At 49.6% G+C, this 25,447-nt stretch carries 22 protein-coding genes; 9 read left to right on the top strand and 13 right to left on the bottom strand.

The features are described from left to right. Positions 1–48 precede the first annotated feature (48 nt). From trmL to J3B89_RS06345, 4 genes are read right to left on the bottom strand one after another with little or no spacing between them, the layout of a single operon-like run. Positions 49–516: a tRNA (uridine(34)/cytosine(34)/5-carboxymethylaminomethyluridine(34)-2'-O)-methyltransferase TrmL gene (trmL, locus tag J3B89_RS06360; RefSeq protein ID WP_215396676.1), complete on the bottom strand. Its 468-nt coding sequence runs from the start codon at positions 514–516 to the stop codon at positions 49–51. A gap of 43 nt (positions 517–559) precedes the next feature. Beyond that, complete coding sequence (locus J3B89_RS06355) at positions 560–1,564, bottom strand: alpha/beta fold hydrolase (RefSeq protein WP_215396675.1); 1,005 nt, start codon at positions 1,562–1,564, stop codon at positions 560–562. A gap of 29 nt (positions 1,565–1,593) precedes the next feature. Next, on the bottom strand, positions 1,594–2,958 hold the full coding sequence (locus J3B89_RS06350; protein ID WP_215396674.1) for an ATP-binding protein: 1,365 nt from the start codon (positions 2,956–2,958) through the stop codon (positions 1,594–1,596). Next, positions 2,955–3,650: a response regulator transcription factor gene (locus J3B89_RS06345; protein ID WP_215396673.1), complete on the bottom strand. Its 696-nt coding sequence runs from the start codon at positions 3,648–3,650 to the stop codon at positions 2,955–2,957. The genes J3B89_RS06350 and J3B89_RS06345 overlap by 4 nt, the downstream gene beginning before the upstream one ends. A gap of 137 nt (positions 3,651–3,787) precedes the next feature. Here J3B89_RS06345 and J3B89_RS06340 point away from each other — a divergent pair, with 137 nt between their 5' ends. Next, positions 3,788–4,246: a Spy/CpxP family protein refolding chaperone gene (locus tag J3B89_RS06340; protein ID WP_215396672.1), complete on the top strand. Its 459-nt coding sequence runs from the start codon at positions 3,788–3,790 to the stop codon at positions 4,244–4,246. A 76-nt stretch (positions 4,247–4,322) separates the two neighbouring features. On the opposite strand, the gene glnG is transcribed toward J3B89_RS06340, so the two are convergent. The 4 genes from glnG to glnA all read right to left on the bottom strand — a co-directional run bounded on the left by glnG (position 4,323) and on the right by glnA (position 8,941). Next, positions 4,323–5,732 (bottom strand): nitrogen regulation protein NR(I), encoded by a 1,410-nt coding sequence (gene glnG, locus J3B89_RS06335; RefSeq protein WP_215396671.1) that lies wholly within the window; start codon positions 5,730–5,732, stop codon positions 4,323–4,325. A gap of 4 nt (positions 5,733–5,736) precedes the next feature. Further along, positions 5,737–6,813: a nitrogen regulation protein NR(II) gene (glnL, locus tag J3B89_RS06330; RefSeq protein WP_349814193.1), complete on the bottom strand. Its 1,077-nt coding sequence runs from the start codon at positions 6,811–6,813 to the stop codon at positions 5,737–5,739. Between the two features lie 78 nt (positions 6,814–6,891). After that, positions 6,892–7,410 (bottom strand): DUF4124 domain-containing protein, encoded by a 519-nt coding sequence (locus J3B89_RS06325; RefSeq protein ID WP_215396670.1) that lies wholly within the window; start codon positions 7,408–7,410, stop codon positions 6,892–6,894. A gap of 121 nt (positions 7,411–7,531) precedes the next feature. Continuing rightward, positions 7,532–8,941: a glutamate--ammonia ligase gene (gene glnA / locus J3B89_RS06320; protein WP_215396669.1), complete on the bottom strand. Its 1,410-nt coding sequence runs from the start codon at positions 8,939–8,941 to the stop codon at positions 7,532–7,534. A gap of 347 nt (positions 8,942–9,288) precedes the next feature. On the opposite strand from glnA, the gene typA reads away from it, so the two are divergent. From typA to J3B89_RS06290, 6 genes are all read left to right on the top strand, one after another. After that, positions 9,289–11,118 (top strand): translational GTPase TypA, encoded by a 1,830-nt coding sequence (typA, locus tag J3B89_RS06315; RefSeq protein WP_215396668.1) that lies wholly within the window; start codon positions 9,289–9,291, stop codon positions 11,116–11,118. A gap of 148 nt (positions 11,119–11,266) precedes the next feature. Then, positions 11,267–12,166, top strand: a complete 900-nt coding sequence (locus J3B89_RS06310) for a virulence factor BrkB family protein (RefSeq protein ID WP_215396667.1) — start codon at positions 11,267–11,269, stop codon at positions 12,164–12,166. 1 nt (position 12,167) lies between these two features. Next, positions 12,168–12,605 (top strand): D-aminoacyl-tRNA deacylase, encoded by a 438-nt coding sequence (dtd, locus tag J3B89_RS06305; RefSeq protein ID WP_215396666.1) that lies wholly within the window; start codon positions 12,168–12,170, stop codon positions 12,603–12,605. Positions 12,606–12,624: 19 nt separating this feature from the next. After that, a complete protein-coding gene (locus tag J3B89_RS06300) occupies positions 12,625–13,539 on the top strand; it encodes a bifunctional GNAT family N-acetyltransferase/hotdog fold thioesterase (RefSeq protein ID WP_215396665.1) in 915 nt (304 codons plus the stop codon). Next, entirely contained in the window at positions 13,536–14,339 is an 804-nt protein-coding gene (locus tag J3B89_RS06295) for an NAD(P)H-binding protein (RefSeq protein WP_215396664.1), read from the top strand. Before J3B89_RS06300 ends, J3B89_RS06295 begins: the two co-directional genes overlap by 4 nt. Before the next feature lie 111 nt (positions 14,340–14,450). Beyond that, the gene (locus J3B89_RS06290; protein WP_215396663.1) at positions 14,451–15,065 is read left to right on the top strand and encodes a restriction endonuclease; all 615 of its coding nucleotides are present in this window, start codon (positions 14,451–14,453) and stop codon (positions 15,063–15,065) included. A gap of 292 nt (positions 15,066–15,357) precedes the next feature. On the opposite strand, the gene J3B89_RS06285 is transcribed toward J3B89_RS06290, so the two are convergent. The 4 genes from J3B89_RS06285 to hutC all read right to left on the bottom strand — a co-directional run bounded on the left by J3B89_RS06285 (position 15,358) and on the right by hutC (position 21,484). Continuing rightward, positions 15,358–17,388 carry a methyl-accepting chemotaxis protein gene (locus J3B89_RS06285; RefSeq protein WP_215396662.1) on the bottom strand — a complete coding sequence of 677 codons (2,031 nt, stop codon included), beginning with the start codon at positions 17,386–17,388 and terminating at the stop codon, positions 15,358–15,360. A 157-nt stretch (positions 17,389–17,545) separates the two neighbouring features. Then, a complete protein-coding gene (gene hutH / locus J3B89_RS06280; protein WP_215396661.1) occupies positions 17,546–19,081 on the bottom strand; it encodes a histidine ammonia-lyase in 1,536 nt (511 codons plus the stop codon). A 4-nt stretch (positions 19,082–19,085) separates the two neighbouring features. Then, entirely contained in the window at positions 19,086–20,759 is a 1,674-nt protein-coding gene (hutU, locus tag J3B89_RS06275; RefSeq protein WP_215396660.1) for a urocanate hydratase, read from the bottom strand. Next, positions 20,759–21,484, bottom strand: coding sequence for a histidine utilization transcriptional repressor HutC (hutC, locus tag J3B89_RS06270; protein ID WP_215396659.1), 726 nt, complete (start codon positions 21,482–21,484; stop codon positions 20,759–20,761). The genes hutU and hutC overlap by 1 nt, the downstream gene beginning before the upstream one ends. Before the next feature lie 98 nt (positions 21,485–21,582). Here hutC and hutI point away from each other — a divergent pair, with 98 nt between their 5' ends. Continuing rightward, complete coding sequence (hutI, locus tag J3B89_RS06265) at positions 21,583–22,809, top strand: imidazolonepropionase (protein ID WP_215396658.1); 1,227 nt, start codon at positions 21,583–21,585, stop codon at positions 22,807–22,809. A 62-nt stretch (positions 22,810–22,871) separates the two neighbouring features. Beyond that, positions 22,872–24,401, top strand: coding sequence for a putative bifunctional diguanylate cyclase/phosphodiesterase (locus tag J3B89_RS06260; RefSeq protein ID WP_215396657.1), 1,530 nt, complete (start codon positions 22,872–22,874; stop codon positions 24,399–24,401). Here J3B89_RS06260 and J3B89_RS06255 read toward each other — a convergent pair. Next, positions 24,388–25,446, bottom strand: a complete 1,059-nt coding sequence (locus J3B89_RS06255; RefSeq protein WP_215396656.1) for a formimidoylglutamase — start codon at positions 25,444–25,446, stop codon at positions 24,388–24,390. The genes J3B89_RS06260 and J3B89_RS06255 overlap by 14 nt on opposite strands. Between the last annotated feature and the right edge of the window lies 1 nt (position 25,447).

The following is a 25,447-nucleotide window of genomic DNA, read 5'->3' as shown; positions in this document are numbered from 1 at the left end:
TAAATATAGCCGCAGTCTTTTGCTATATGCAAATGCTATTACCGGTTGTTATGGTCTGGCTCCGGCGTAGAGCAGCTGGCGCCATGATTCATAAACAAAAACTGCTACGGCATTAGATAAATTCATTGAACGGCTGTTGGCTGTCATCGGAATACGCAGCCAGTTTTCAGTTGGCATTTGTTGCAATACCTCCAATGGTAGGCCCCGGCTTTCCGGGCCAAATATCAGCGTATCTCCGGCGGCAAAAGCCGCATCGCTGTGCGTGGTATGGCCCTTGGTGGTGCAGGCATATAAGCGGCCTGGCTTTTGTTGTGAAATAAAGTCGCTGAAACTGGCGTAGCGTTTTACATTGGCAAACTCGTGGTAATCCAGCCCGGCACGTTTTACCCGCTTGTCGTCCCACTCAAAACCTAACGGTTCTATCAGATGCAACTGGTAGCCAGTATTGGCACAAAGGCGGATAATATTGCCGGTATTCGGCGGAATTTCAGGTTCAAACAGCACTATATGCAGCATGGGGCTCTCCGGCTTAATAAGGCGGTATTGTAGCAAAAGCGGATTAGTCTGGCAGCTGTGCCAAAAAATCATTAATAGCGGCAAATGCCTGTTGTCTGATGCTGTCTGTTTCCATAAAAATTTCATGTCGTGCCTGCTTTAGTACCACACGACCGCGATACAGGTTTTCAGGCAATTGCTGATACCAGAGCTGCTGGGCGTAATTGCTAACTACCTTGTCTTCACTGGCTTGTAGCATTAACACCGGTGTATGCCATTTAGTGGCGTCTTGCTGCAGGCGCCGCATGGCTTTTATTGCTGCATCAACCCAGGCTGTGGTCACGCCGCCAAGCCGGGTATCAGGATATGTGCGGTATAACTGATGCAACCACTGATAACGTTCGGCACAGCTGGTCAGCGGGTTATTGGCAAACGCTTTTTCCTGATAATTACCTTGGCCGGGGAAATACCATGGCGGGGCTTTAAGCGCCCGGTTAACAGCACCAAATGCCAGGGCCAGAGGTTCTGCTAAGCGGGCCGGTACCAGGCCGGTATAAATACCGAGCATTGGCGAAGCCAGTATTGCGGCTTTAAACGGATGCGGTTGTTGTTGTAAGTAACCGGCAAGGATGGCACAGCCCATTGAGTGAGCAAGGGCAATATGGCTGCTGTGGCCGGTTGGCAGCACTATATGTTGAATAAACTGGGCTAAATCTTGCTGATACAGCGCAAAATCAGCCACATAGCCCTTGTGCGGGTTGCCAAGTTCACGCTGCGACAGGCCCTGGCCCCGGTGATCGAGTAAAAAAACACTATAGCCTGCACTAACCAGTTCAAAACACAGTTCGGCGTATTTTACGGCCATTTCCATCCTGCCTGCGCTGATCACTACGGCATGACGTGCGTTGGGGCTCTGATGATAGTGGTAACTTAATTTCAGGCCATCACTGCTGGTTAGTACGCCTGAGGTCATACTTTGCCAGAATGGCAGTAATTGCTGCGCCCAGTTCTCTGCCAGATTGGCAGCATGGCCGCTGGCCTGCCACAAAGGGAAATCACTTGCTGTCAAAATAGGCTCTTTTAATCAGTATTGTGGCGCTAGTGTAGCGGTAACTGCACAGTGATACAAAGCCCTTGCCCGGTGGTATTGGCTGCGTGCACTTTTCCACCATGCTGGCGGATAATTTGTGCCACTATTGCCAGGCCAAGCCCGGTACCACCGGTACTGCTGGTACGGCTGTCTGACACCCGGTAGAAGGGTTCAAATATCGCCTCAAGCTGATCGGGGGCAATACCAGGCCCCTGATCGCAAATTTGTAGCACCAGTTGTTGCTGCAACTGTGTTATTGCACAGGTTATGTCACTGTTCGGCGGGCCGTATTTAATAGCATTACGCAGAATATTTTCAATCGCCCGGGCCAGCAGCCTGCTGTCTGCTGTTATTTCCAGCTGTTGCGGTGCCTGCAATAGGATTTGTTGTTGTTTTACATCGGCCTCTACCCGGTTAACATCAATAATATCAGACAGCAGCTCGGTTAAGTCGAAGCTTTGTTGCTGCAGCTGATACTGGCCAGCATCCAGTTTGCTAAAGGTCAGCAGTTCATCCAGCATACTATCCAGCCGGTCCAGCTCTTGTTTTAGCCTGGGTACCTGCTCCAGATTTTGCTGACGCTCAGTTAAACCCAGTGCCAGCTGCGCTCTGGCAAGCGGCGAGCGTAGCTCGTGCGAGATATCACGTAGTAAGCGCTGCTGATTGGTTAGCAGGGCGCTAATGCGTTCGGCCATGGTATTAAAGCTGTGGCCTAGTTGCCCCAGTTCATCTTTGCGTTTAATAAGGCTGGTCACCCGGCTGTTAAGCTGGCCATCGGCAAATTGCAGATTACGCTGTAACAGCTCACGCAGCGGCCGGGAAATGGATACCGCCAGCACAAAGCTGGCAACGGCAGAAATAAGTAAGGTAAACAACATTAATACATGTTGTGGGATTTCGCTTAAACGCCACCACGGCTGCGGCGGGCGTTGCCTTTTCTGGTACAGTGCCAGGGTTTCATCACCAAGCTGCAGGATAAAAGGGCCGGCCAGCGAGGTGTTATGGTGTTTTAACCAGCGTGGGCGGGATAATTGTGACAGCTCCGTCAGCCAGTGCTGATCAAAATCACGTGGCAACAGCTGTGGCGTCAGTACGATTTGCGTTTGCGCATCAACTACCAGCCAGCGGTCCGGGCTGTCTTGTTGTAGCCGGGCAACTAAATGCGCACTGTTTTCGCTGTCTGCCAGCGGTGCCAGATGTTGTTGTAATTGCTGAATAACATTATGTGGCAGACGGCGGATTTCGGTTTGCTCAACTAAAGCCCGTGACAGTGCCAAAGTGGCAAACACGGCGCTTAACAATACCAGCCAGAACCAGAGAAATATCCGCCCGGCCAGATAATGAAACGGGTTAAGGTGCGTTAACCAGTTCATGCTTCACCTTGCAAAAACAGATAACCGCTGCCGCGTAAGGTTTGAATTTTCTCGTTGCTGCTATATACCGCGATCTTTTTGCGGATATTGCTGATATGCATATCCAGGCTGCGATCATACATTTGCAGCCGTTTACCTAATACTTCACGGCTAAGTTCATCTTTACTGACAACCTCACCGGCGCGGCGCATCAACAGTTCCAGCAGCTGAAACTCTGTGGCGGTTAATGCTATCACTTCGCCGTTACAGCTCAGTTGCCTGCTGGCCGGGTTCAGCAGCAGCCCGTTCAGATTAAGCACAGTGTCACTATTGCTCTGTGGTACCTGAGTCAGTTCAACCCGGCGTAATATCGCTTTAATACGTGCAACCAGCTCGCGTGGATTAAAGGGTTTGGCCAGATAATCGTCCGCGCCCAGCTCAAGGCCGACAATACGGTCAACATCATCGCCACGGGCCGTTAGCATTAATACCGGGCAGTACTGGCTGGCACGCAAAGCTTTAAGCACTGACAGGCCATCCATACCGGGCAGCATAATATCCAGCAGAATTAACTGATAGTCGCCACTTTGTGCCATAGTCAGGCCTTGCTGGCCGTCGTGGGCAGCAGTAAACTGAAAACCGTCCAGCGCCAGATATTCGGCTACCAGTTCACACAGTTCGGTGTCGTCGTCGATCATTAAAATTGCAGGCATAACCACTCCTTATTTGCTATGAGTTTACCTAATGTCAGCGCCTTGCAATACAGCTTTACAGAATCTTTACCCGGCCTTTGCGTTGCTTTGCATTGGCTGTTTTATGCTTAGGCTGTCTTAATAGAGGAGTGTATCCGATGAAAGTATCAAAACTGATTTTTGCTTTAGGTTTACTTACTGCCAGCAGCCTGTCAGGTATTGCTGTTGCCCATGAACACAAAGCGGCAGGTTATGAACACGGCCGTCATATGCAGCATGCTCCGATGAAGCGCATGCTGGCGGGGCTGGAACTTACCGATAGCCAGCGTGAACAGATTAAACAGTTAATGCAGCAACACCGTAGTGAGCAAAAAACGGCCCGGCCAGATAAGGCTGAACGCCAGCAAATGCGTGATTTACTGGCCGCAGACACCTTTGATGAAACCGCTGCACGTCTGCTGTTAGAAAAGCAGCAGCAACAAGCAGTAGACAGACGGCTGGCCGCGATGAAGTTACAGCATCAGGTGTTACAGGTGCTGACTGATGAGCAGCGCCAGCAGCTAAATGAAAAACGGCAGAAATGGCAGCAAAAAAAGCAGCAACGTAGTGATGCCTGAAGTATCTGAGGGCCTGACATTGTCGGCGTTTTTACAATTAACAACAGGCCGGTGCGTTTAACGCCCGGCCTTATTTTTATTCTATATCCAGCTCTTTAAGTTTACGGGTCAGGGTATTGCGGCCCCAGCCCAACCGTTTTGCCGCTTCCTGTTTATGGCCGTGGGTAAACTGCAGAGCCTGTTGCAACACGGTACGCTCAAACTCCGGCCCGGCTTCAGCCAGTATATTTTCTTCGCCGGCATTTAATTTGTGGCTGATCCAGCCTGCCAGTAAATCCTGCCAGCTACCTCCCTGGCCGTTTTGCACTGCCGGTACAGCTTTTTGTGGCGATGTCAGCTCAGGCGGTAAATCGGCCACTACAATATGCTTGCCGCTGGCCATTACCGTTAGCCAGCGGCAGGTGTTTTCTAACTGGCGTACGTTACCGGGCCAGTCGAGCTGGCTTAAAAACTGTTCAGCCTCTTTGGTCAGGGTTTTTGCCTCGACGTTCAGCTCTTTTGCTGCTTGCAATAAAAAATGCTGTGCCAGTTTGGCGATATCCTGCTTACGCTCCTTTAACTGCGGTAAATGCACTCTGATGACGTTTAGCCGGTGGAATAAGTCTTCGCGAAACTTGCCTTCACCTACCAGATGCTCCAGGTTTTGGTGGGTAGCGGCAATAATGCGTACATCTACACCAATAGCCTGGTGGCCACCCACACGGTAAAACTGGCCATCTGCCAGCACCCGCAGCAAACGGGTTTGCACATCCAGCGGCATATCACCGATTTCATCGAGAAATAAGGTGCCGCCATCGGCTTGCTCGAAGCGGCCTTTACGCAAATTATTCGCGCCGGTAAAGGCGCCTTTTTCATGGCCAAACAGCTCTGACTCAATCAGATCTTTTGGTATTGCTGCCATATTCAGTGCAATAAACGGCAGCTCGCAGCGCGGGCTGTGCTTGTGCAGCGCGCGGGCCACCAGCTCTTTACCGGTACCAGACTGGCCATTAATTAACACGCTGATACTGGAGCGCGCCAGCCGGCCAATAGCACGGAATACTTCCTGCATTGCCGGCGCTTCGCCAATAATTTCCGGTGACAGGGCAGGCGCTACAGCCTTGTGTTTAGGTTGGCGTGCACTGGCATGTTCCAGCGCACGGCTGATTAGCGCTACGGCATCATTAACATCAAAGGGTTTTGGCAGATACTCAAACGCGCCGCGTTTAAAGGCGTTAACTGCGCTGTCCAGATCGGAATGCGCAGTCATAATAATTACCGGCAGCTCCGGGGCAAGTTCCTGCAACTTGCCAAGCAACGCCATGCCATCAGTGCCAGGCATGCGGATATCTGATACTACGACAGCAGGCTGGTCATACTCCAGCCGCTGCAGCATCAAATCGGCTGAGGCATAGCTTTCACATAAAATATCCGCCCGGGCCAGGGCTTTTTCCAGAACCCAGCGGATAGAATTGTCGTCATCAATAATCCACACAGTATGACTCATTAGTTCAATCCTCAGTGTCTGCAATTGGCAGGTATAACGTAAATTCGGTATGGCCGGGCCAGCTGTCGCAATCAATCCAGCCGCCGTGCTGGTGGATCAGGGTTTGGGCAATAGACAAGCCAAGCCCTGTACCGCCGGCTTTGCCACTGACCATCGGGTAAAATAAAGTGTCTTTAATATCAGCAGGAATGCCGGGGCCGTTATCGATAACCCGGATCAGTGCCACCAGTTTGTAGCGTTTGCCATGTAAAGTGTGCTGGTGCAATACGCGGCTTTGCAGGCAAATGGCTGGTTGCTCGGTTTGCTCCAGAGCTTGCTGGGCATTACGCACTATGTTCAGCAATGCCTGTTCAATTAACTCCGGATCAAACGGAAAATCGGGAATGCTGGGATCGTAGTCGCGGCTAAACTGCACTAATGCCGGATTGTCCATTAATGCCAGCTGGCGTACCTGCTCAATAATCTGATGCAGGTTAGCACTTACACGCTGTGCCGGCCGGTAAGGCCCTAATAGTCTGTCTACCAGGTTACGCAGCCGGTCGGCCTGCGCAATAATAAGTTGGGTGTATTCTTTTAACTCATCATTTAACGATTCTTCCAACAACTGCGCGGCACCGCGCAAACCACCCAGCGGATTTTTAATTTCGTGGGCCAGGCCGCGAATTAATTCCCGCGCTGCCAGATGCTGATGTTGCTGCAGGCTTTCCAGGCTAATTTTGCGTTGTTGGTCAACCTGGCGGATTTCCAGCAATAAATGTTCGGCCGGGTTTTCGCAGATAGTAACTGAAATATCCAGCAGCAAATGACGGCCGTCGGCTAATACCGCCTGCACGTCGCTGACACCAAAGCCCTGCTTGCTGTTGAGTGCTCCAACAAAGTGGTGTGCGTTTATATCGCAATGCTGGAATAAATCCGGAAAAAATTGCGCGCTAAGACGTTTTTCGCCCAAACCTAACACTGCACAACATGCGGTATTGAAGTAGCGGATCGTCAAGCCTGCGTCCAATAGCATTATTGCCGTTGTCAGTTGTTCGCTGATATGAGCATGTAATTGTTCGGTTGCTATTACTGTATTTGTCACTGCTTCACCTTATGCACCAATTTGGTGCGCCAGTTTAGCAGTGTAATTCAGTTCAGGCTGAATTGCATAGCATGCGCACTAATTTGGTGAGATTACCGATGTTCTATGTAAATAGAAGGTCGTTACAGGACTTGTTGCAATAAGCTTGCCGTTTTGATCAAAAAGCTCCATCTGCAATTTGTGCTCGCCGCGGTGAACATCGCGCAAAATAAATACCGCATTGCTTTGCGGCTCGCCCTGAGGTTTACCGTCTAACAACAAGCGTACCCGCAAACCGCGTTCAAACATCGGGCTGATTTTGCCGGATACATAAACAGAGCCGGTATTATCACGCACTGTGCCTTGTTCTTCAGGTTGTACAATCTCAACGTTAAAAGGCTCGGCGGCAGGTGCCTTACGCGCGGGCAGGGTGGGATCTGTGGCGGCCATAATATTGGCCCGGGTCGACAGCGTCAGTTCTTCTGCGCCAGGTTGCGGGCTGTCAGAAAATACCAGCACGCCGTTAGCATCGCGTGTTACAAATACTTTTTTGTTTTCCTGCGCTGGCAAAGATGTTGTGCAAAGCAACATTATTATAATAAACAATACTTTATTCATATACTTTGCAGGTTCCATGTTATTTTATTGTTGTTACTCCACCGGGTTACTCTAGCTTGCTTCGCTTTAATTTTCTACAAAAAAAAAGCTCACCGAAGTGAGCTTTTAATCAAATTGTTATTTAAACACTGTAATACAGTTCAAATTCTAACGGGTGCACAGCAACCGCTACTTTACGGGCTTCAGCACGTTTCATGTCGATATAGGCATCGATCATTGCATCAGACATTACGCCGCCTTTAGTGAAAATAGCACGGTTTTTGTCCAGCTCGTTCAGCGCTTCTTCCAGAGAGGTTGAAACCTGTGGAATATTGGCCGCTTCTTCTGCCGGTAAGTCGTACAGGTCTTTGTCCATCGCATCACCAGGGTGGATCTTGTTCTGGATACCGTCTAAACCAGCCATCAACTGGGCAACAAAAGCCAGGTATGGGTTAGCTGCCGGATCCGGGAAGCGGCATTCAATACGGCGTGCTTTGGCACTTGGTACCAGTGGGATACGGATAGAGGCTGAACGGTTACGCGCAGAATAAGCCAGCATTACCGGTGCTTCAAAGTGCGGTACTAAACGCTTGTATGAGTTAGTAGACGGGTTGGTAAAGGCATTAATGGCTTTAGCATGTTTAATAATACCGCCGATATAGTACAGCGCGGTTTCAGACAGGCCGGCATACTTATCACCGGCAAACAGGTTTACGCCGTCTTTTGCCAGCGATTGGTGGCAGTGCATGCCTGAACCGTTATCACCCACTAAAGGTTTTGGCATAAAGGTAACCGTTTTACCATACAGGTGCGCTACGTTATGAATAACATACTTAAGTTGCTGCACTTCATCAGCTTTTTTGGTCAGGCTGTTGAACTTGGTAGCAATTTCGTTCTGGCCGGCAGTAGCAACTTCGTGGTGGTGTGCTTCAACAGTTTGACCCATCTCTTCCAGTACCATACACATGGCACTGCGGATATCGTGGCCTGAATCTACCGGTGGCAGTGGGAAATAACCGCCTTTTACGCTTGGGCGGTGGCCTTTGTTACCATCTTCATAGCTGGTGCCTGAGTTCCATGCCGCTTCAGTCGAGTTAATTTTAAAGAAAGAACCAGACATCGTAGTTTCAAAGCGGATGTCGTCAAACATAAAGAATTCCGGCTCTGGCCCAAACAGCACAGTATCGGCAATACCGGTAGATTTCAGGTACTCTTCAGCGCGCTTGGCAATAGAACGTGGGTCACGGTCGTAACCCTGCATGGTGCTCGGCTCGATAACGTCACAGGTAATATTCAGTGTGGTTTCTTCAAAAAACGGGTCCAGTACTGCGGTAGATGCATCCGGCATCAGGATCATGTCTGAGTCGTTAATACCTTTCCAGCCAGAAATAGAAGAGCCGTCGAACATCTTGCCATCTTCAAAGAAGTCTTCGCTGATCTGATTAACAGGAACTGTCACGTGCTGTTCTTTACCTTTGGTGTCAGTAAAACGTAAATCTACAAACTTCACTTCATTTTCTTTAATTAAACTCAGTACAGATGATGCAGACATGCATTCCTCCAATTAATCTGTTTTGAACTGATTTAGCGGTGTTGCTCCAATAAATGCCAGATATATGCCAAACATTTAAGTGTTTGATTTATATTTGTATTGTTAGCTGATGCAGCGCCTTGGATATCAGTGTTGCACCACTATGGTGCTTGGTTGCATTTTTATGGTGCGCCTATGGCAGGCTTAAGTCTAGATGCTGCTGAGGGCTGTGAGAAAAAAAATTGCTTAAACTGCGGTTGCCGTTTTTATTTCCATGCAAAAACAGAGTAGAATGTGCGCCCTTTCGTTTCAGTTAGTTTTGCCTGGTGGTCATTACGGTCATCTAGTGCCACAGAGGATATATTTACATGAGCGTTACCGCGACATACTTAGACAAGCTGCGCAACGTTGCCATTATTGCGCACGTTGACCATGGTAAAACCACTTTGGTTGACAAACTGCTACAGCAGTCTGGCACCTTCGACGCCCGCGCCAAGCTACAGGAGCGCGTAATGGACTCGAATGCGCAGGAATCTGAGCGCGGTATAACTATCCTGGCAAAAAATACTTCGGTGCGCTGGAACGGTTATCATATTAATATTCTTGATACCCCGGGTCACGCCGACTTCGGTGGTGAAGTTGAGCGCGTACTGTCAATGGCAGACTCAGTATTGCTGTTGGTTGATGCCGTTGACGGCCCTATGCCGCAAACGCGCTTTGTAACACAAAAAGCGTTTTCACACGGTTTAAAGCCAATTGTTGTAGTGAATAAAATTGACCGTCCGGGTGCACGTCCGGATTGGGTTATTGATCAGGTGTTTGATCTGTTCGATAACTTAGGCGCCACTGATGAGCAACTGGATTTCCCGATTGTTTACGCTTCTGCGTTAAACGGCTGGGCAACCTTAGATTATAACGAACCCAAAACCGATATTACCGATTTGTTTGAAGCTATTGTTAAACACGTAGCTCCGCCAGCAGTTGAGCTGGATGGTGAAACCCAGCTACAGGTATCACAGCTGGATTACTCAAGTTACCTGGGCATTATCGGCATCGGCCGTATTAAGCGCGGTACCTTAAAGCCAAACCAGCAGGTTACGGTTGTTGGTGCTGATGGCACCAGGCGCAACGGTAAAGTAGGCCAGGTGTTTGGTTACTTAGGTTTAGAGCGGGTAGAAACTACTGAAGCCAACGCCGGTGATATCGTAGCCTTTACCGGCCTGGGTGAACTGAAAATTTCTGATACTATCTGCGCCACTACTAAAGTAGAAGCGTTACCGCCGCTGCAGGTAGATGAACCTACCGTTACCATGACTTTCCAGGTAAACACGTCGCCATTCGCTGGTAAAGAAGGTAAATTTGTTACCTCGCGCCAAATTTTGGAACGCTTAAACCACGAACTGAAACACAACGTTGCGCTGCGGGTTGAAGAAACGGAAGATGGCGATAAATTCAAAGTATCCGGCCGTGGTGAATTGCACCTGGGTGTATTAATTGAAAATATGCGCCGCGAAGGTTTTGAATTAGCGGTATCACGGCCGGAAGTTATCATGAAAATGGTTGACGGCGTGAAGATGGAACCCATGGAAAACGTGACCATTGACTGCGAAGAGCAGAACCAGGGTTCTATTATGGAGCGTATGGGTGAGCGTAAAGCTGAAATGACCAATATGCAACCCGATGGTAAAGGCCGTATCCGCATGGATTTCTTAATGCCAAGCCGGGGGTTGATTGGTTTCCGTACCGAGTTTATGACCATCACTTCAGGCACCGGCCTGATGTACCATAGCTTTGATCACTACGGCGAGCACAAAGGCGGTACTATCGGCCAGCGCACCAACGGTGTAATGATCTCTAACGCCATGGGTAAAGCTGCCGGTTATGCCATTTTCTCGTTGCAGGAACGTGGCCGTATGTTTATTGGCCACGCTGAAGAAGTATACGAAGGTCAGGTTATCGGCATTCACAGCCGCAGTAACGACTTAACAGTTAACTGCTTAAAAGGTAAGCAATTAACTAACGTACGGGCGTCCGGTACCGATGAAGCGATTAATCTCGTGCCGCCAATCCGCTACACGCTGGAACAGGCGCTGGAATTTATCGATGATGACGAACTGGTAGAAGTTACACCTAAATCGATCCGTATCCGTAAGCGCCACCTGACAGAAAACGATCGTAAACGCGCCAGCCGCGGTTAATACCGGGCAATCTGTGTATAAGGCCAGCATCAAGCTGGCCTTTTTTCTGGGTTATTTTTAGTACTCAGAGGGTTAGCTAGTTGCCAAGCTGGTTGAACCACTGCTTTTCTTGTATCCTCTGCTAGTATTTATGTGATTTGGAGGCGTTATGCTGCCTGAATGGCAATCCTATCTGAAAACTGCTGTGCGCTTTGTTAAGCTTTATATCCAGCGTTGCCAGCAGGATCAAATTGGTATGATTGGCGGTTATCTGGCTTACATTTCACTGTTGTCTGTTGTGCCTTTGATAGCCGTAATGTTTTCCATGCTAAGTGCTTTTCCGATGTTTGCAGAGTTTCGCCAGGGCATTGAAGCTTTTGTTTACGCCAATGTTATTCCTTCGCGTGGTGAAGAAATTCAAACCTACATTAACCAGTTTATCGGTAATACCGGTGGCATGACGGCAATAGGTATTGCGGTACTGGTGTTTGTGGCGTTGCTGCTTATTCATAACATTGATAAAACGCTGAACAAAATCTGGCGGGTGACCAGAAGGCCAAGGCCGGTTATCTCGTTCTCGATTTACTGGATGATCCTGACATTAGGGCCCATTCTGTTTGGCTCATCTATCGCAGTAACATCTTACCTGATCAGGCTGACCCGCCTTGCTGAGGATTATACTCCGGGGCTGTCTACGCTGTTGTTGGGCACAGTGCCGTATCTGATGTCTTTACTGGCATTTTTTCTGCTGTATCTGGTGGTGCCAAATATTAAAGTACGCAGCCGGCATGCCTTTTGGGGGGCGCTACTGGCGATGCTGCTGTTTGAATTATCTAAACGTGGTTTTGCGGTTTACGTTACGCATTTTCCGGCCTATGACACCCTGTATGGTGCACTGGCGTTAGTACCGATTGTTTTTGTATGGGTGTACCTGTGTTGGTTAGTCGTATTGCTGGGGGCTGAAATGACAGCCTTGTTGCAGCAAATTGCTGCAGATACCGAACAGGCCGATGCCGACGATCCGGATCAGATTGACCCGTCTGACGACACAAATGAGGTTAAGTTGTAAAATGAAAGCATTAATCCAGCGGGTGAATCAGGCGTCTGTTACGGTTAATGGTGCCACTATCGGCCAGATTGAGCATGGTTTATTAGTGTTGCTGGGGGTTGAAGCTGAAGATACACCGGCAGATATTACCAGGCTGGCGCACAAAGTTTGCCACTACCGGGTGTTTTCCGACAGCAATGGCAAAATGAATCTGAATGTGCAGCAGGCTGGTGGCAGTTTACTGGTGGTGTCACAGTTTACGCTGGCAGCTGACACCCAATCGGGTTTAAGGCCCAGCTTTACACCCGCGGCAATACCTGACAAAGCCAACCAGTATTACGAAACTTTTGTGGCATATTGCCGTTCACTGGGCCTGAACACCGCAACCGGGCAATTTGCTGCCGATATGCAGGTTAGTTTGGTGAACAACGGTCCGGTGACGTTTTTACTGCAGAGCTAATTTTTCGGAGTTGTACCTTATGCGGCATTGGCAATTACGCTCGCCCGCCACCCCAGACGAATGGCATCGTTATTATCAGCTACGTTGGCAAATATTACGCGCCCCCTGGCAGCAACCACCTGGTTCAGAACGCGACGGGCTGGAAGAGCAGGCTTATCATCTGATGTTATTAACACCGGATGGTGATATTGCTGCTATCGGGCGTTTGCATCAGCTTGAACAAGGCGGGGCCCAGGTGCGTTATATGGCGGTTGCTACGGAGTATCAGGGTAAAGGTGCCGGTGGCAGGGTTTTGGCTGGGCTGGAGTTACAGGCGGTAAAATGGGGTTGTGATTATATCAGATTAAATGCACGTGATACTGCTTTGGCGTTTTATCAACGCAATGGTTATCGCCAACTGGGAGCTGCCCCTCAGCTGTACGGTATTGCGCACTTTGTTATGCAAAAGCAAATCCGGCTGGCTGGCACCTCAGAGCAACACCAGCTGTGGTGTCGTCAGTTAAATGATACCTGGCAGCAGACCATACCGCTTAGCCAGTATATGCAATTGGCTGTCGCTGGCTTTGATGGCAATGAAATACGCTGTGACGCCCCGCTGGCGCCAAACATTAATCTGCACCAGACCATGTTTGCCGGCAGTATCTATGCACTGGCGACATTAACGGGCTGGGGCATGTTGTATCTGCAGTTACAGGCACAGGGGTTACACGGCGATCAGGTACTGGCAGATGCAACAATTAAGTATCTTAAACCGGTCGCGGCCCAGCCACAGGCGCGCTGTGCATTACAACAATGTGCCGGAGCTCTGGATGTGCTGGCTGAAGGGCGTAAAGCCGTGCAGCATATTAAAGTGCAGGTGTTTTCTGCCGGTGAACTTGCTGCTGAATTTAGCGGCCGCTATGCCGTATTGCCGGTTAAGGCCGGGCAGGAATGAAAATCGTCATTATTGGTTGTGGCTGGTTGGGGCAGCAATTAGCGGCAGATTTAGTAGCACAAGGTCATCAGGTATATGCCAGCCGTCGTTCAGGCTCTGCATTGGTTGATTTACCAACTGGCGTAACCGGTTTTGTACTGGATTTAAATATACCGGCAGATCAACACACCGTAGCGGCCATTTTGCATGATGCAATCGTTATTTGTGCTGTTACTCCGGGGCGGGAGCAGAAGTCACAACATTACATTGCAGCCTTACAGCAACTTGCCACACTGGCTACAGTGGCTGGCAGCAGGCAAATAATACATTTTAGTTCTACCGGCATTTATCATGGCCTGCAAGGTGAGGTCGATGAAACTGCCGCGATACAAATGACAGAGCCCCGGGTTAGTTTGCTATGGCAGGGTGAACAGGCACTGCAGCAGTTTCAACCGGCAATAACATTGCGTCTTGCCGGTTTAATGGGCCCGGGGCGGCATCCGGGGCGTTTTGCCGCAGGTAAGGTGCTGCCTGATGCAACTGCCCCGGTTAATATGCTGCATGCAGCAGATATTATTGCGGCCGTCACACTCTTACTTGGTGTTACACCTTGTAACGGAGTGTTCAATCTTAGTTGCCCGTCAACTTTACTGCGGCAGGATTTTTATCAGCAGGCGGCTGTGTCAGCAGGTACGGCGCCAGCCATTTTTGCTAATGAAAGCACTAAGGGGCGTAAAGTGAATGCTGAAAAGTTTGTCCGGCAGTTCAACTTTTCTTATCGTTTTACCGTGGCTTCTGATGCTTTAACTTATTGTATCTGATGCAAAATTAAGCAGGCAGCGACTTTATAATCCATTTATCAACTTCTTGTTAAGAAAAATTTCAGCTGCAGATTGATACTGTAGCTTGTTGCATATGGACTTGAGGTTGATATGAAAAATAAATGGCTACTTATCTCATCTGTCAGTACTGGTCTTGGCATTATTGCCGGTGCTGTTTATTTGTTTTTTGCTGAGCATTCTCTGCTGCTGAGTGACAACCAATGGGTGTTATCAGCTTTCTGGTCAGCGTTTATGCTATGGACCTTTGTGCTGATGTTTATGGTGGCATTGTTCTTTAATGTATTGGCCTTTTTTGAGCTGGACGAGCAGCATAAGCTGCTGGGGCTGGCGCGCCCGATTAAAGCATTTTTGTCGTCAGCGGACAAACAGCAGCAGTTTATGCAGGAAGCAGAGCGCTTTTTAGGACGCCAGGGCAAGCTGACACATTCTAATCGCGTCAGCCCTGATTACAAGTGTCTGCAAGGCGAGAGTGAAAAGCTGGTTTACATCCAGCAGAAAAATCAGTCGGTTGATATTTCCCAGATCCGTGCGTTGTTTCAACAAATGCTGGCTGCTGATTTCAGCAGTGGTGTTGTAGTCAGCTATGCCGGGTTTAGTAATCAGGCCTGGATTTTTGCTCATGAAGCCAATATTGAATTGATTGATGCAAAAAGTCTGAAAAAGCAGCAGAAAAGACAGCGTGAGCAACAATTTGCTATGGTTTAGTAGCAATATCATGTTTTCATCGGGTTTTTTGTTACTGTTTTGGCACTATGAATAGCGAATGGAATCGAAAGAAAAACAAAAGGACACAAAGATACTTCCTGCCTGGCTGGACATTGTCCAGCCCTTTTCTTCGCTCAGGATAGGCAATAAAGCGGCAGGATGCCGCTGTGTCGCAATACTTTATTACACCACCACATCATACAATCACCGTATTACGCAATCACTGTACTGCGCGTACGCGGCTATCTCACAGAAGACAAATTCCGCCACAGCGGAACATGCCTCAGTATTGTCAGGATATTTTAAAGGCGCTGGCCGCTTGCTGCAGCTCTACTGCCAGTTCAGATACCTCATCGCTGTGCTGTAAAGTGCGGCTGGCTTTTTCACCACTGATATGGGCAATATTGACCATCTGCTGCATATTTTGATCTATGGCCTGGCCCAGATCTAACTGCATTTCAGTGGCAGCTGTTACCCGGTTGCTGATATCCTGCGTTTGGGCTATCGCCTGATTCACCAGAGCAAGTGAAGATACCAGCTCCAGGGTTTGCGCCACACAGCTGTCTGCATCTGTTTTACCATTAGTAACGGCAAGCACTGCCTGTTTACTTTGTTGTTGCAGAGTTTCGATCATCTGGCGGATTTCATCAGTAGCCTGCTGGGTGCGTCCGGCCAAAGAGCGTACTTCATCGGCCACTACAGCAAAACCACGGCCTTGCTCTCCGGCTCTTGCCGCTTCAATGGCTGCGTTTAGTGCCAGCAGATTAGTTTGTTCTGCAATACCGCGGATAGTCGCTAAAATACTGCCAATATTATTAGCTTCGTCATTTACTTTACTCATTACTGCGCTGGTTGCAGTCAGTTGCTCTGCCAGGTGATTAATAAGTTTATTATTCTGGCCGGCTATTAAGTCTATTTGCTCTCCCTGCAGCAATGCTTGTTGCATTGCTGCGGTAGTTTCTGCCGATTGCAGGGCAATGTCGCGGGTACTGTCTGCCAGTTGTTGTGTCACATCGTTTACCAGTGCAATCTGGCGTTGCTGTTGGTGCAGCGAGTCGTTAATTTCACCCACTTCTTTCGCTGACTGGCTGGCGTTTAAATTAAGCTCAGTGGCGTTGTTCTGAATATTAATAATCAGTGCGCTCAGTGCATTAATCAGACTGTTTACTTTAGCAGCCAGTGCACCAAATTCGTCCTGATTGGTAATGTGCAGCTTGCGGGTTAAGTCGCCTCTGGCAATGTCACCCAGTACTTTATTAATATCGGCCAGCGGGCGCAGCATGGCATTTATTGTTAGATAGGCTGCAGCTACAGCCAGTAAAATCAGCACTACCATCAGGCTAAGTGTGCGGGTATTGCCTGAGCTGACAGCATCAGACACATTCTGTTGTAAGGTACTGAATTGAATATCAGCTGCCGAAAGTAGTTTATCCAACGCAAGAATAACCTGTTCAACCCGTTGTTCAGACAGATTCAGCTGTACACGGGCAGCTTGTTGCGCGCTGACCTGCTGCAGCTTAACGCTGGCCAGACTGTTTTGGGCTTCCAGTTCACGGGTCAGTTGTGCCAGCTGTTCAGTGGTATTTTGCCATAAACCATCGGTGTCGAGCTTATCCAGAATATCAGCCAGATAGTCGATGTTGACCTGCATATCACTCAGCGTAAAACTAATACTTTCCTGGCCGGTTTCAGCCGCTGCCAGTTCGTTATAAGCGGCTACTTCTTTCAGGGTATTTAGCAAGCCAAGCAATTGGCCATCAATACGGTTTGCGCTGCCGGCTATCAACTCATTTTGTTGTCTGCCACCACGCAGTTCAAGATAAGAGATATCCAGCAGGTTGGCGCCTATGTTATCAATCAGTTGTTCCAATTCTGCCAGTTCGGTCTGCACCTGGCGTTGCATAGCAATGCTTTGTAGTCTGGCATTAAACATCGTATCAACTGCAGCGGCATATTGTTGGTAGTGGTTGTCGATATCAATCAGGGGTTGAGTAAAAGCCGCCTCGCCGCTGGTGAGGGTTGTTAAGCCGGTTAGTAGATCGCGTAAGGTTTGACTGCCGCTATTAAACCGTTGCTGGTATTGGCTGATTTCACTGTCTTGTTCTGCTGTAAAACCCAACGCAGACAACTTCGCCAGTTTTAACAACTGAATTTGCGCGGCGTTACTCTGTTGCTGTACCGGTACAGCGAGGGTATTAACCCTGTTACTGGACTGAGTAATTGCGGCAAAGCTCAGCAGTGCAGAGCCACTGGATAATAGCAACAGCAAAGCGATAAATCCGAAGCCAATAATAACTTTATGCGCAACTTTTAATGATGTCACGGAAGCAAACTCCACGCCGTAGCTGTGCCTTAACCATAGACACTAGCTGTCTGGTAAACAACCTGAAGTTAACAAAGAAATGGGAACTGGTCCAGCCAGTAAAAAGGGACATGAACGAAAAGGGTGCGGCAGCACCAAAATGGTGCTGCCGTATAACTCAGAAGCTACACAGTAAATTTTGTGGCAGCAGGGTATTTAACTGACGCTGACGCAGCAAGTTGGCGCTTTGTTCAATGTCTGGCGCAAAGTAACGATCTTCGCTATAAAAACTTACCTGTTCACGCAGGTAGTATTTGGCTTGCTCAACAGCCGGGGAGGATTTTAGCGGGGCGCGAAAATCCAGGCCCTGGGCTGCAGCCAGATATTCTACCGCTAATACGCCAATGGTATTCTCGGCCATATCGGCTAAGCGTCTGGCGGCAAAGGTAGCCATGGACACATGGTCTTCCTGGTTGGCGGATGTTGGCAGGCTGTCTACCGAGGCCGGATGTGCCAGGCTCTTGTTTTCCGAAGCCAGCGCTGCTGCCGTTACCTGGGCGATCATAAAGCCGCTGTTTACACCACCGTTGGGTACTAAAAATGCTGGTAACTTGCTTAAGGTAGCATCTATTAGCAGCGCCATGCGCCGCTCAGATATTGCGCCGATTTCGGCAATTGCCAACGCCAGGTTATCTGCTGCCATGGCGACAGGCTCGGCATGAAAGTTACCACCGGACAAAATATCGTTGTCATCGGCAAATACCAGTGGGTTATCAGTAACGCCGTTAGCCTCAATTACCAATACATCCGCCGCCTGGCGTATTTGCGTTAAACAGGCGCCCATTACCTGCGGCTGGCAGCGCAGGCTGTATGGGTCCTGTACTTTTTCGCAGTTATGATGTGCTTCGCCAATTTCTGAAGTTGTGCCCAGCAGATGGCGGTATATGGCGGCGGCATCAATCTGGCCGCGCTGGCCTCGGGCCTGATGAATGCGGTCATCAAACGGCGAGCGGCTGCCCATAGCTGCTTCTACACTCATGGCACCGATAACGCTACCGGCGGCGAATAAATCTTCTGCTTTAAACAGACCTTCCAGTGCCAGTGCGGTAGACGCCTGAGTACCGTTAAGCAGGGCTAAACCTTCTTTTGCTGCTAAGGTTACCGGCTCAAGACCGGCAAAAGCCAGGCCTTCGCGGGCATCATAAATCTGGCCCTTGTAGCTGACTTCACCTTCGCCAATCAATGGCAATACCATATGTGACAGTGGCGCTAAATCGCCGGATGCACCCACCGAGCCTTTTTTCGGAATACACGGGTAAACTTCAGCGTTGACCAGCTTGATCAGTGCGTCAATAACTGACAGGCGGATGCCTGAGAAACCGCGGGCGAGTGAGTTAATTTTCAGCACCATTAATAAGCGTACTGTGCTGTCGTCCATAATGTCGCCAAAGCCGGCGGCGTGGGATAACACAATAGACCTTTGCAACAACTCTAATTCTTCGTTTTTGATCCGCGTATTGGCCAGTAAGCCAAAACCGGTATTAATGCCATACACCACACGGTTTTGTTTAATAATATCAGCAACGCAGGCCGCCGATTTTTCAATCCCGGCGATGGCTGAGTTGTCCAGGCTCAGTTCAACCGGGCCTTGTTGTACCTGGCGCAATTGCGCCAGTGTCAGGGTGCCCGGCACTAAATTCAGTTTAAAGCTCATGTTGTTACTCCGTTACCATTGGCAAATCTAAGCCTTGTTCTGTTGCACAATTTACTGCGATATCGTAACCGGCATCGGCATGGCGCATTACGCCGGTACCGGGGTCATTCCATAGTACGCGGCCTAAGCGAGCCGCAGCTTGCTCTGTGCCGTCGGCTACTATTACCACGCCGCTGTGCTGGCTGTAGCCCATACCTACGCCACCACCATGGTGCAGTGATACCCAGGTAGCACCTCCGGCAGTGTTAAGCAGCGCATTTAACAGCGGCCAGTCTGATACGGCGTCTGAGCCATCGAGCATGGCTTCGGTTTCGCGGTTCGGGCTGGCGACAGAGCCGGAGTCCAGATGGTCACGACCAATTACGACCGGTGCGCTCAGCTCGCCGTTTTTTACCATCTCGTTAAACGCCAGTGCGATACGGGCACGGTCTTTCAGGCCAATCCAGCAAATACGTGCTGGTAAGCCCTGAAACTGAATGCGTTCGCGCGCCATATCCAGCCAGTTATGCAGGTGTGGGTTATCGGGGATCAGCTCTTTTACTTTGGCATCGGTTTTATAGATATCTTCGGCATTGCCCGATAAGGCGACCCAGCGAAACGGTCCTATGCCCTGGCAAAACAGTGGCCGGATATAGGCTGGCACAAAACCCGGGAAGTCAAAGGCATTCGTTACGCCTTCGTCTTTGGCCATCTGGCGGATATTGTTGCCGTAATCGGTGGCGACAGCACCACGTTGCTGCATGGTCAATATCGCTTGCACCTGCACTGCCATTGATTGCTTGGCTGCTTTTACCACACCAGCTTCGTTGGTTTTACGTTGTTCAGCAGCTTGCTGCATGCTCCAGCCCTGTGGCAGGTAGCCATTTAACGGGTCGTGGGCCGAGGTTTGGTCGGTAACCACATCCGGTGTAATACCGCGCGCGACTAACTCGGCAAACACATCGGCCGCATTGGCCAACAAGCCGATAGAGGTGGGTTTACCTGCTGTTTTGGCTGCTTCCAGCATTGCCAGCGCTTCATCCAGTGAGTGGGCTTTTTTATCCAGATAGCGGGTTTTTAAGCGAAAATCGATACGGCTTTCGTCTACTTCACAGGCCAGCATATGAAAACCAGCCATAGTCGCTGCCAATGGCTGGGCACCGCCCATACCACCCAAACCGCCGGTTAATATCCATTTACCGGTTGCCTGGCCATTAAAGTGTTGCCTGGCAATAGCAACAAAGGTTTCATAGGTGCCCTGTACTATGCCTTGGGTACCGATGTAAATCCACGACCCTGCGGTCATCTGGCCGTACATCATCAGGCCTTTGCGGTCCAGTTCGTTAAAGTGCTGCCAGTTGGCCCAGGCCGGTACCAGGTTAGAGTTGGCAATCAGTACCCGTGGTGCATCCGGGTGGGTGGGGAATACGCCAACCGGTTTACCGCTTTGTACCAATAGCGTCTGGTTATCTTCCAGCCGGTTTAATACTTCGACAATTTTGTCATAGCACTGCCAGTTACGGGCTGCCCGGCCAATACCGCCATATACCACTAAGGCTTGCGGGTGTTCGGCTACTTCCGGGTCAAGGTTATTCATTAACATGCGCTTGGCGGCTTCAGTCTGCCAGCTTTTAGCGGTGATCTTGCTGCCGCGATCAGCGCGGATCACCCGGCTGTTATCAATACGTGGATCTGTCATCAGATAGTCTCTCTGCTGGGTAAAGAAAAGTTCAGATGGCCGCCTAAACGGTAGCGGCTACCCGGTGAGGTTAAATAGGCCAGGCTGACTGCGCCTTCACGGCTAAAAGTACGGCGGGTCAAACGCAGACAGGGTTCGGCTTTTTTCAGCATTAAATGCTTGCAGGTAAAATCGTCCGGCCAAATCGCTTCAACGGTGTGTTCGGCTTCAGTCAGTGGCGCAATAAAACTTAAATACTGGTGCGGCGTTTGCTGATTAAAGTCTTGTTTTACATAATCCGGTACCAGTTTAGGGCTAACGTAGCGTGCTTCTAACTGCAGCGGCTGGTTATTCTCTGAATGTACTATCAGGGAAAAATACACCGGCTCATTGCGCGTTAACCCGAGCGCAGCCGCGATAATCGTTGGGCAGGGTAATTCAGTCAGCTGTAATAAGCGGGCACTGTATGCATGGCCGCGGCTGTTAATTTCGTCGGCAATATTGCGGATCTCCAGCAGCGACGATTGCGATTTAAGCGCCGCAACAAAGCTGCCAACCCCCTGAGTGCGGTACAAAATGCCTTGTTCGGTCAGCTCTTGCAGCGCACGCCTTGCAGTCATCCGGCTAACGCTGAATTGTTCGGCCAGTTCGTTTTCTGACGGCACCCGGCTATGTTCGGGCCAGGCCGCAATTTCAATCTGGCTAAGCATGTATTCTTTAATTTCGGCAAATTTGGCAACCGCCATAGTACCCTCCGGTTTTACTAAATAAAAAATAAGCCAATTCGGTTGTATATACAAGTTGTTGGTGTAAAATTATTTCAAATGACTTACAGGACGCTCTTATGCAGCAATTTGATGCTATCTGGATAAACGCCAACATCGCCACCATGACGGATAACGGTACTGCCTATGGCAGCATAGAAAATGGCGCTTTAGCGGTTAAAGACGGCCTGATTGCCTTTGTGGGCAGCAAAGCAGATTTGCCGCCATTTGATGCCTTAGCTACCCCCTTGTATGACGCTGCCGGGCAGTGGCTGTTGCCGGGTTTTATCGATTGCCATACGCATTTGATATATGCCGGTAACCGCAGCAATGAGTTTGAAATGCGTTTAAACGGTGCCAGCTATCAGGATATTGCAGCAGCAGGTGGCGGTATTAAAGCTACGGTGGCGGCAACGCGTGCGGCCAGCCACGCAGATTTATTTGTGTTAGCCAAAGACCGGCTTAACACCTTGCTGGCACAAGGTGTCACCACGGTAGAAATTAAATCCGGTTATGGTCTTGATTTAGCTACCGAGCAGAAAATTCTTGAAGTTGCTGCGCAGCTGGACTTGCATCATCCGGCAAGCGTACAAAAAACCTTTTTAGGTGCCCACGCCTTACCTGCCGAATTTAGTCATGATGCTGATGGCTACATTGAAGCAGTGTGCCGGATGTTGCCGCAATTGCATGCGCTGAAGCTGGTTGATGCTGTGGACGTATTTTGCGAAGGCATAGGTTTTACCCCTGAACAAAGCCGTAAAGTATTTGCTGCCGCCCGCGCACTTGGTTTACCGGTTAAAGCTCATGCTGAGCAGTTGTCCAATTTAGGCGGCAGCGCTTTAGTAGCAGAGTTTGGCGGTTTGTCGGCTGATCATATCGAGTTTCTGGATGAAGCCGGTGTGGCGGCTATGGCCAAAGCAGGCACTGTGGCTGTACTGTTACCCGGCGCATTTTACTTTTTACGCGAGACTCAGCTGCCGCCGGTTGCACTGCTGCGCCGATATGCTGTGCCGATGGCAATCGCCACTGATTTAAACCCGGGTACGTCGCCGCTGTGTTCTTTACCGCTGATGCTGAATATGGCCTGCACGCTGTTTCGTTTAACGCCACAAGAAGCCTTGCTGGGTGTAACCCGGCATGCGGCTAAAGCGCTTGGCTTATCGGATCGCGGTACTCTGGCGGTGGGGCAGCGGGCTGATTTTGCCTGTTACGCCATAAGCCGGCCAGCAGAGTTATGCTACCAATTTGGTGTAAACTCACTTAAGCAGCTGATTATTAATGGTAAAGAGATAAACCCACAGCGTTAATCTGCTTTACAAGCTGGTATTTTAGCTTAAGCTAATAGCACTATTTTTGCTGGAGTATTGCTTTGTCTTACCGGCTGCTTGTTTCTGGCCTGCTCAGTTGTCCGTTGGCAGCGCAGACATCTGAGTCTTCGTTGCCAATAGTCAGTTTGCTTAGTGGCTTTTTGCTGCTGGCGTTTATTTACTTGTTTAAACTAAAACTCGACATCTATAAGCTGCAAAAAGCCAGCATTACAAAAAAAGACAGTGGGCTCGGTTTTTACTCTCTGCATGATGATATCAGCGGTTTTCCTAATAAATTCTTTTTACAGCAACAACTGGATGAGTTGTTAAAGTGCTCGCCTGAGCAGCATTATTCATTGTTACTGATCAAAATAACGCAGTTTGATCAGGTGAACAAATTGCTGGGGCACAGTAACAGTAACCTAATTCTGGCGCAGATAGCCCAGCGCATTAATGATCAACTGGCCGACGAAGACAAAGCCCTGACATTTGAATATCGTCAGCAAAAACCTACCCGGGTATGTCACTTAGGCGGGGTTGATTTTGCTGTCTGGGTAAACAGCGATGACAAAGAGCATATGGCCGAACATCTGGCAGACACACTGGAGCGGGCTATTCCTGAATCGATGATCGTGTATGGCTGTGCCATTGATTACCAGCTGCAATCGGGTATTGCGCATTATCCTGAGCATGGTACGCAACTGAATGAGTTATTGGAGCGGGCCTATCTTGCGTTGCAATATCACAGTTCTTTGCGGGGCCGCAGCCAGGTGTTCAGTACCGACATGTTGCACTACAGCAACGACAAATTAACCCTGATGGCAGAATTGCGTCAGGCGATTGCCGAACAACAACTGGCATTATATATCCAGCCGCAGGTTGATATGCGTAGCCATGACGTATTAGCTGGCGAAGTTTATATCCGCTGGCGCCACCCGAAGCGGGGCTTGCTGGCACCAGACAGTTTTCTTACCCTGGCTGAGGAAATGGGGGTTATTTACCCGTTAACGCAGTGGGTATTAAATGAAGCCATTGCCATGATCGTTAAGCTGAAACAGGCCGGGCTGGTAAGCAAAATTGCTGTGAATATTTCCAGTAAAGACTTACTGCACGATGAGCTGATAGAAGCGCTGGAGCAGTTACTTGACCAATATCAGGTAGAGCCGGGGCAACTGATACTGGAGCTGAAAGAGAGTGCTTTGGTAGCCGAGCCGCTAAAAGCCAAGACCATGCTGCAGCGTTTACACCAGTTGGGTGTTGAGCTGGCACTGGACGATTTTGGCACCGGTTTATCATCGCTGGCTTATATCAGGCAATTACCTGTACAGTACGTTAAAGTTGACTGCTCTTTTATCAGTGGTTTGCATAAATCTGATATGAATGCCGCAATTACCGGTGCCATTATCGATATGGCGCGTAATCTGGATCTGGGTGTGATAGCCGAAGGCGTGGAAGAAGCAGAAGTAGAGCAGAAATTACTACGCATGGGCTGCAGCCGGGGCCAGGGCTTTTTTTACTCCCGGCCGTTTGAACTCAGTGGTTTTGCCGTATGGTTAAAGCAGTGGCAGCCTGATAAGGTTAAATTGCAATAGCCTGATCTTTTTTACCCTGTATAAAGGCCAATACCAGAGCCGACAAGACTTGCCCGGCTTCGTTAACGCCGGCAGCCAAACCTGCCGGATGTTGTGCCGGAGCCGCTTCTGCCAGGTGTAAATAACGGCTGCGGGGCAATTTAGCCAACTGATAAACAAATTGCTCGGCGGCCTGTACACTAATACCGCAGTTAGTGAAGGCGCTTACCGGCATCAGGCTGATGCTGTCGGTGTCTACTTCAATGCCTATGTCGCCACTGCCTTGCACAACATTGTCGATACACAGATCCAGCGCTTGCTGGTAATTCAGCTCCTGGCGGACAAAAATACGCTGGTAGCTACAAAATTCGCCAGCGGCCTGTTGTAACTGGGCCAGTGTCGCGGCGGAGTTTTTCAGCTCATGCAAGCCGAGCACAAAATAATGTTTTAGCATGCCATTTTGCCAGGCATAGCTGAAGCCATTGCCGCTGTGACGGCCTTCAAGCGGCCGGAAATCTGAGTGGGGGTCTATATTGGCACAGTTAACCTGTTGGCCGCTGACCTGGCTTAACGCTTTTATTATCGGATAACTATTATTGTGACCACCGCCGATAACAACCGGTAATAGGCCTGCGTCAAATATTGCCTGCACCACGCTTGCAACTCTGTGGTCCAATACTTCAACCAACTGCCGTAACTGGCTAAGCTGCAGTGGTTGTGAGATATCAAGAGTACTGGCTTGCTGTTGTAAGTCGGCGCACTGTATCTCGCCCAGTAACAGAATTTGCCCGGCAGCAATAAAATGATTACTTTGCAGGTTTACAAATTTGCTTAAAAAAGCTGCCCAGCCTTTATCTGCTCCACCCTGGCCAAAGTTAGCACGGGGGCCAATATCTTCCGGCACGCCCAGCAGTACAAAACGGCAGCCTTCAGCTTTGCTGTGTGCCAGTTGTCCGGCCAGGTTTAGCAGCGGATCAGGCAGGCTTAATGCCTGCCCCAGGCGCTGCTCACCATCCCGGATGCTGCAGTATTGCCTGAGCTGATCGTGGGTAAAAAGATTCAGCATA

The organism is Rheinheimera oceanensis (assembly GCF_018831085.1).
In the GTDB taxonomy this organism is placed as follows: Bacteria; Pseudomonadota; Gammaproteobacteria; order Enterobacterales; family Alteromonadaceae; genus Alishewanella; species Alishewanella oceanensis.
Note: the sequence above shows the minus strand (reverse complement) of the source record. Positions and strands in the feature narration are given on the sequence as shown.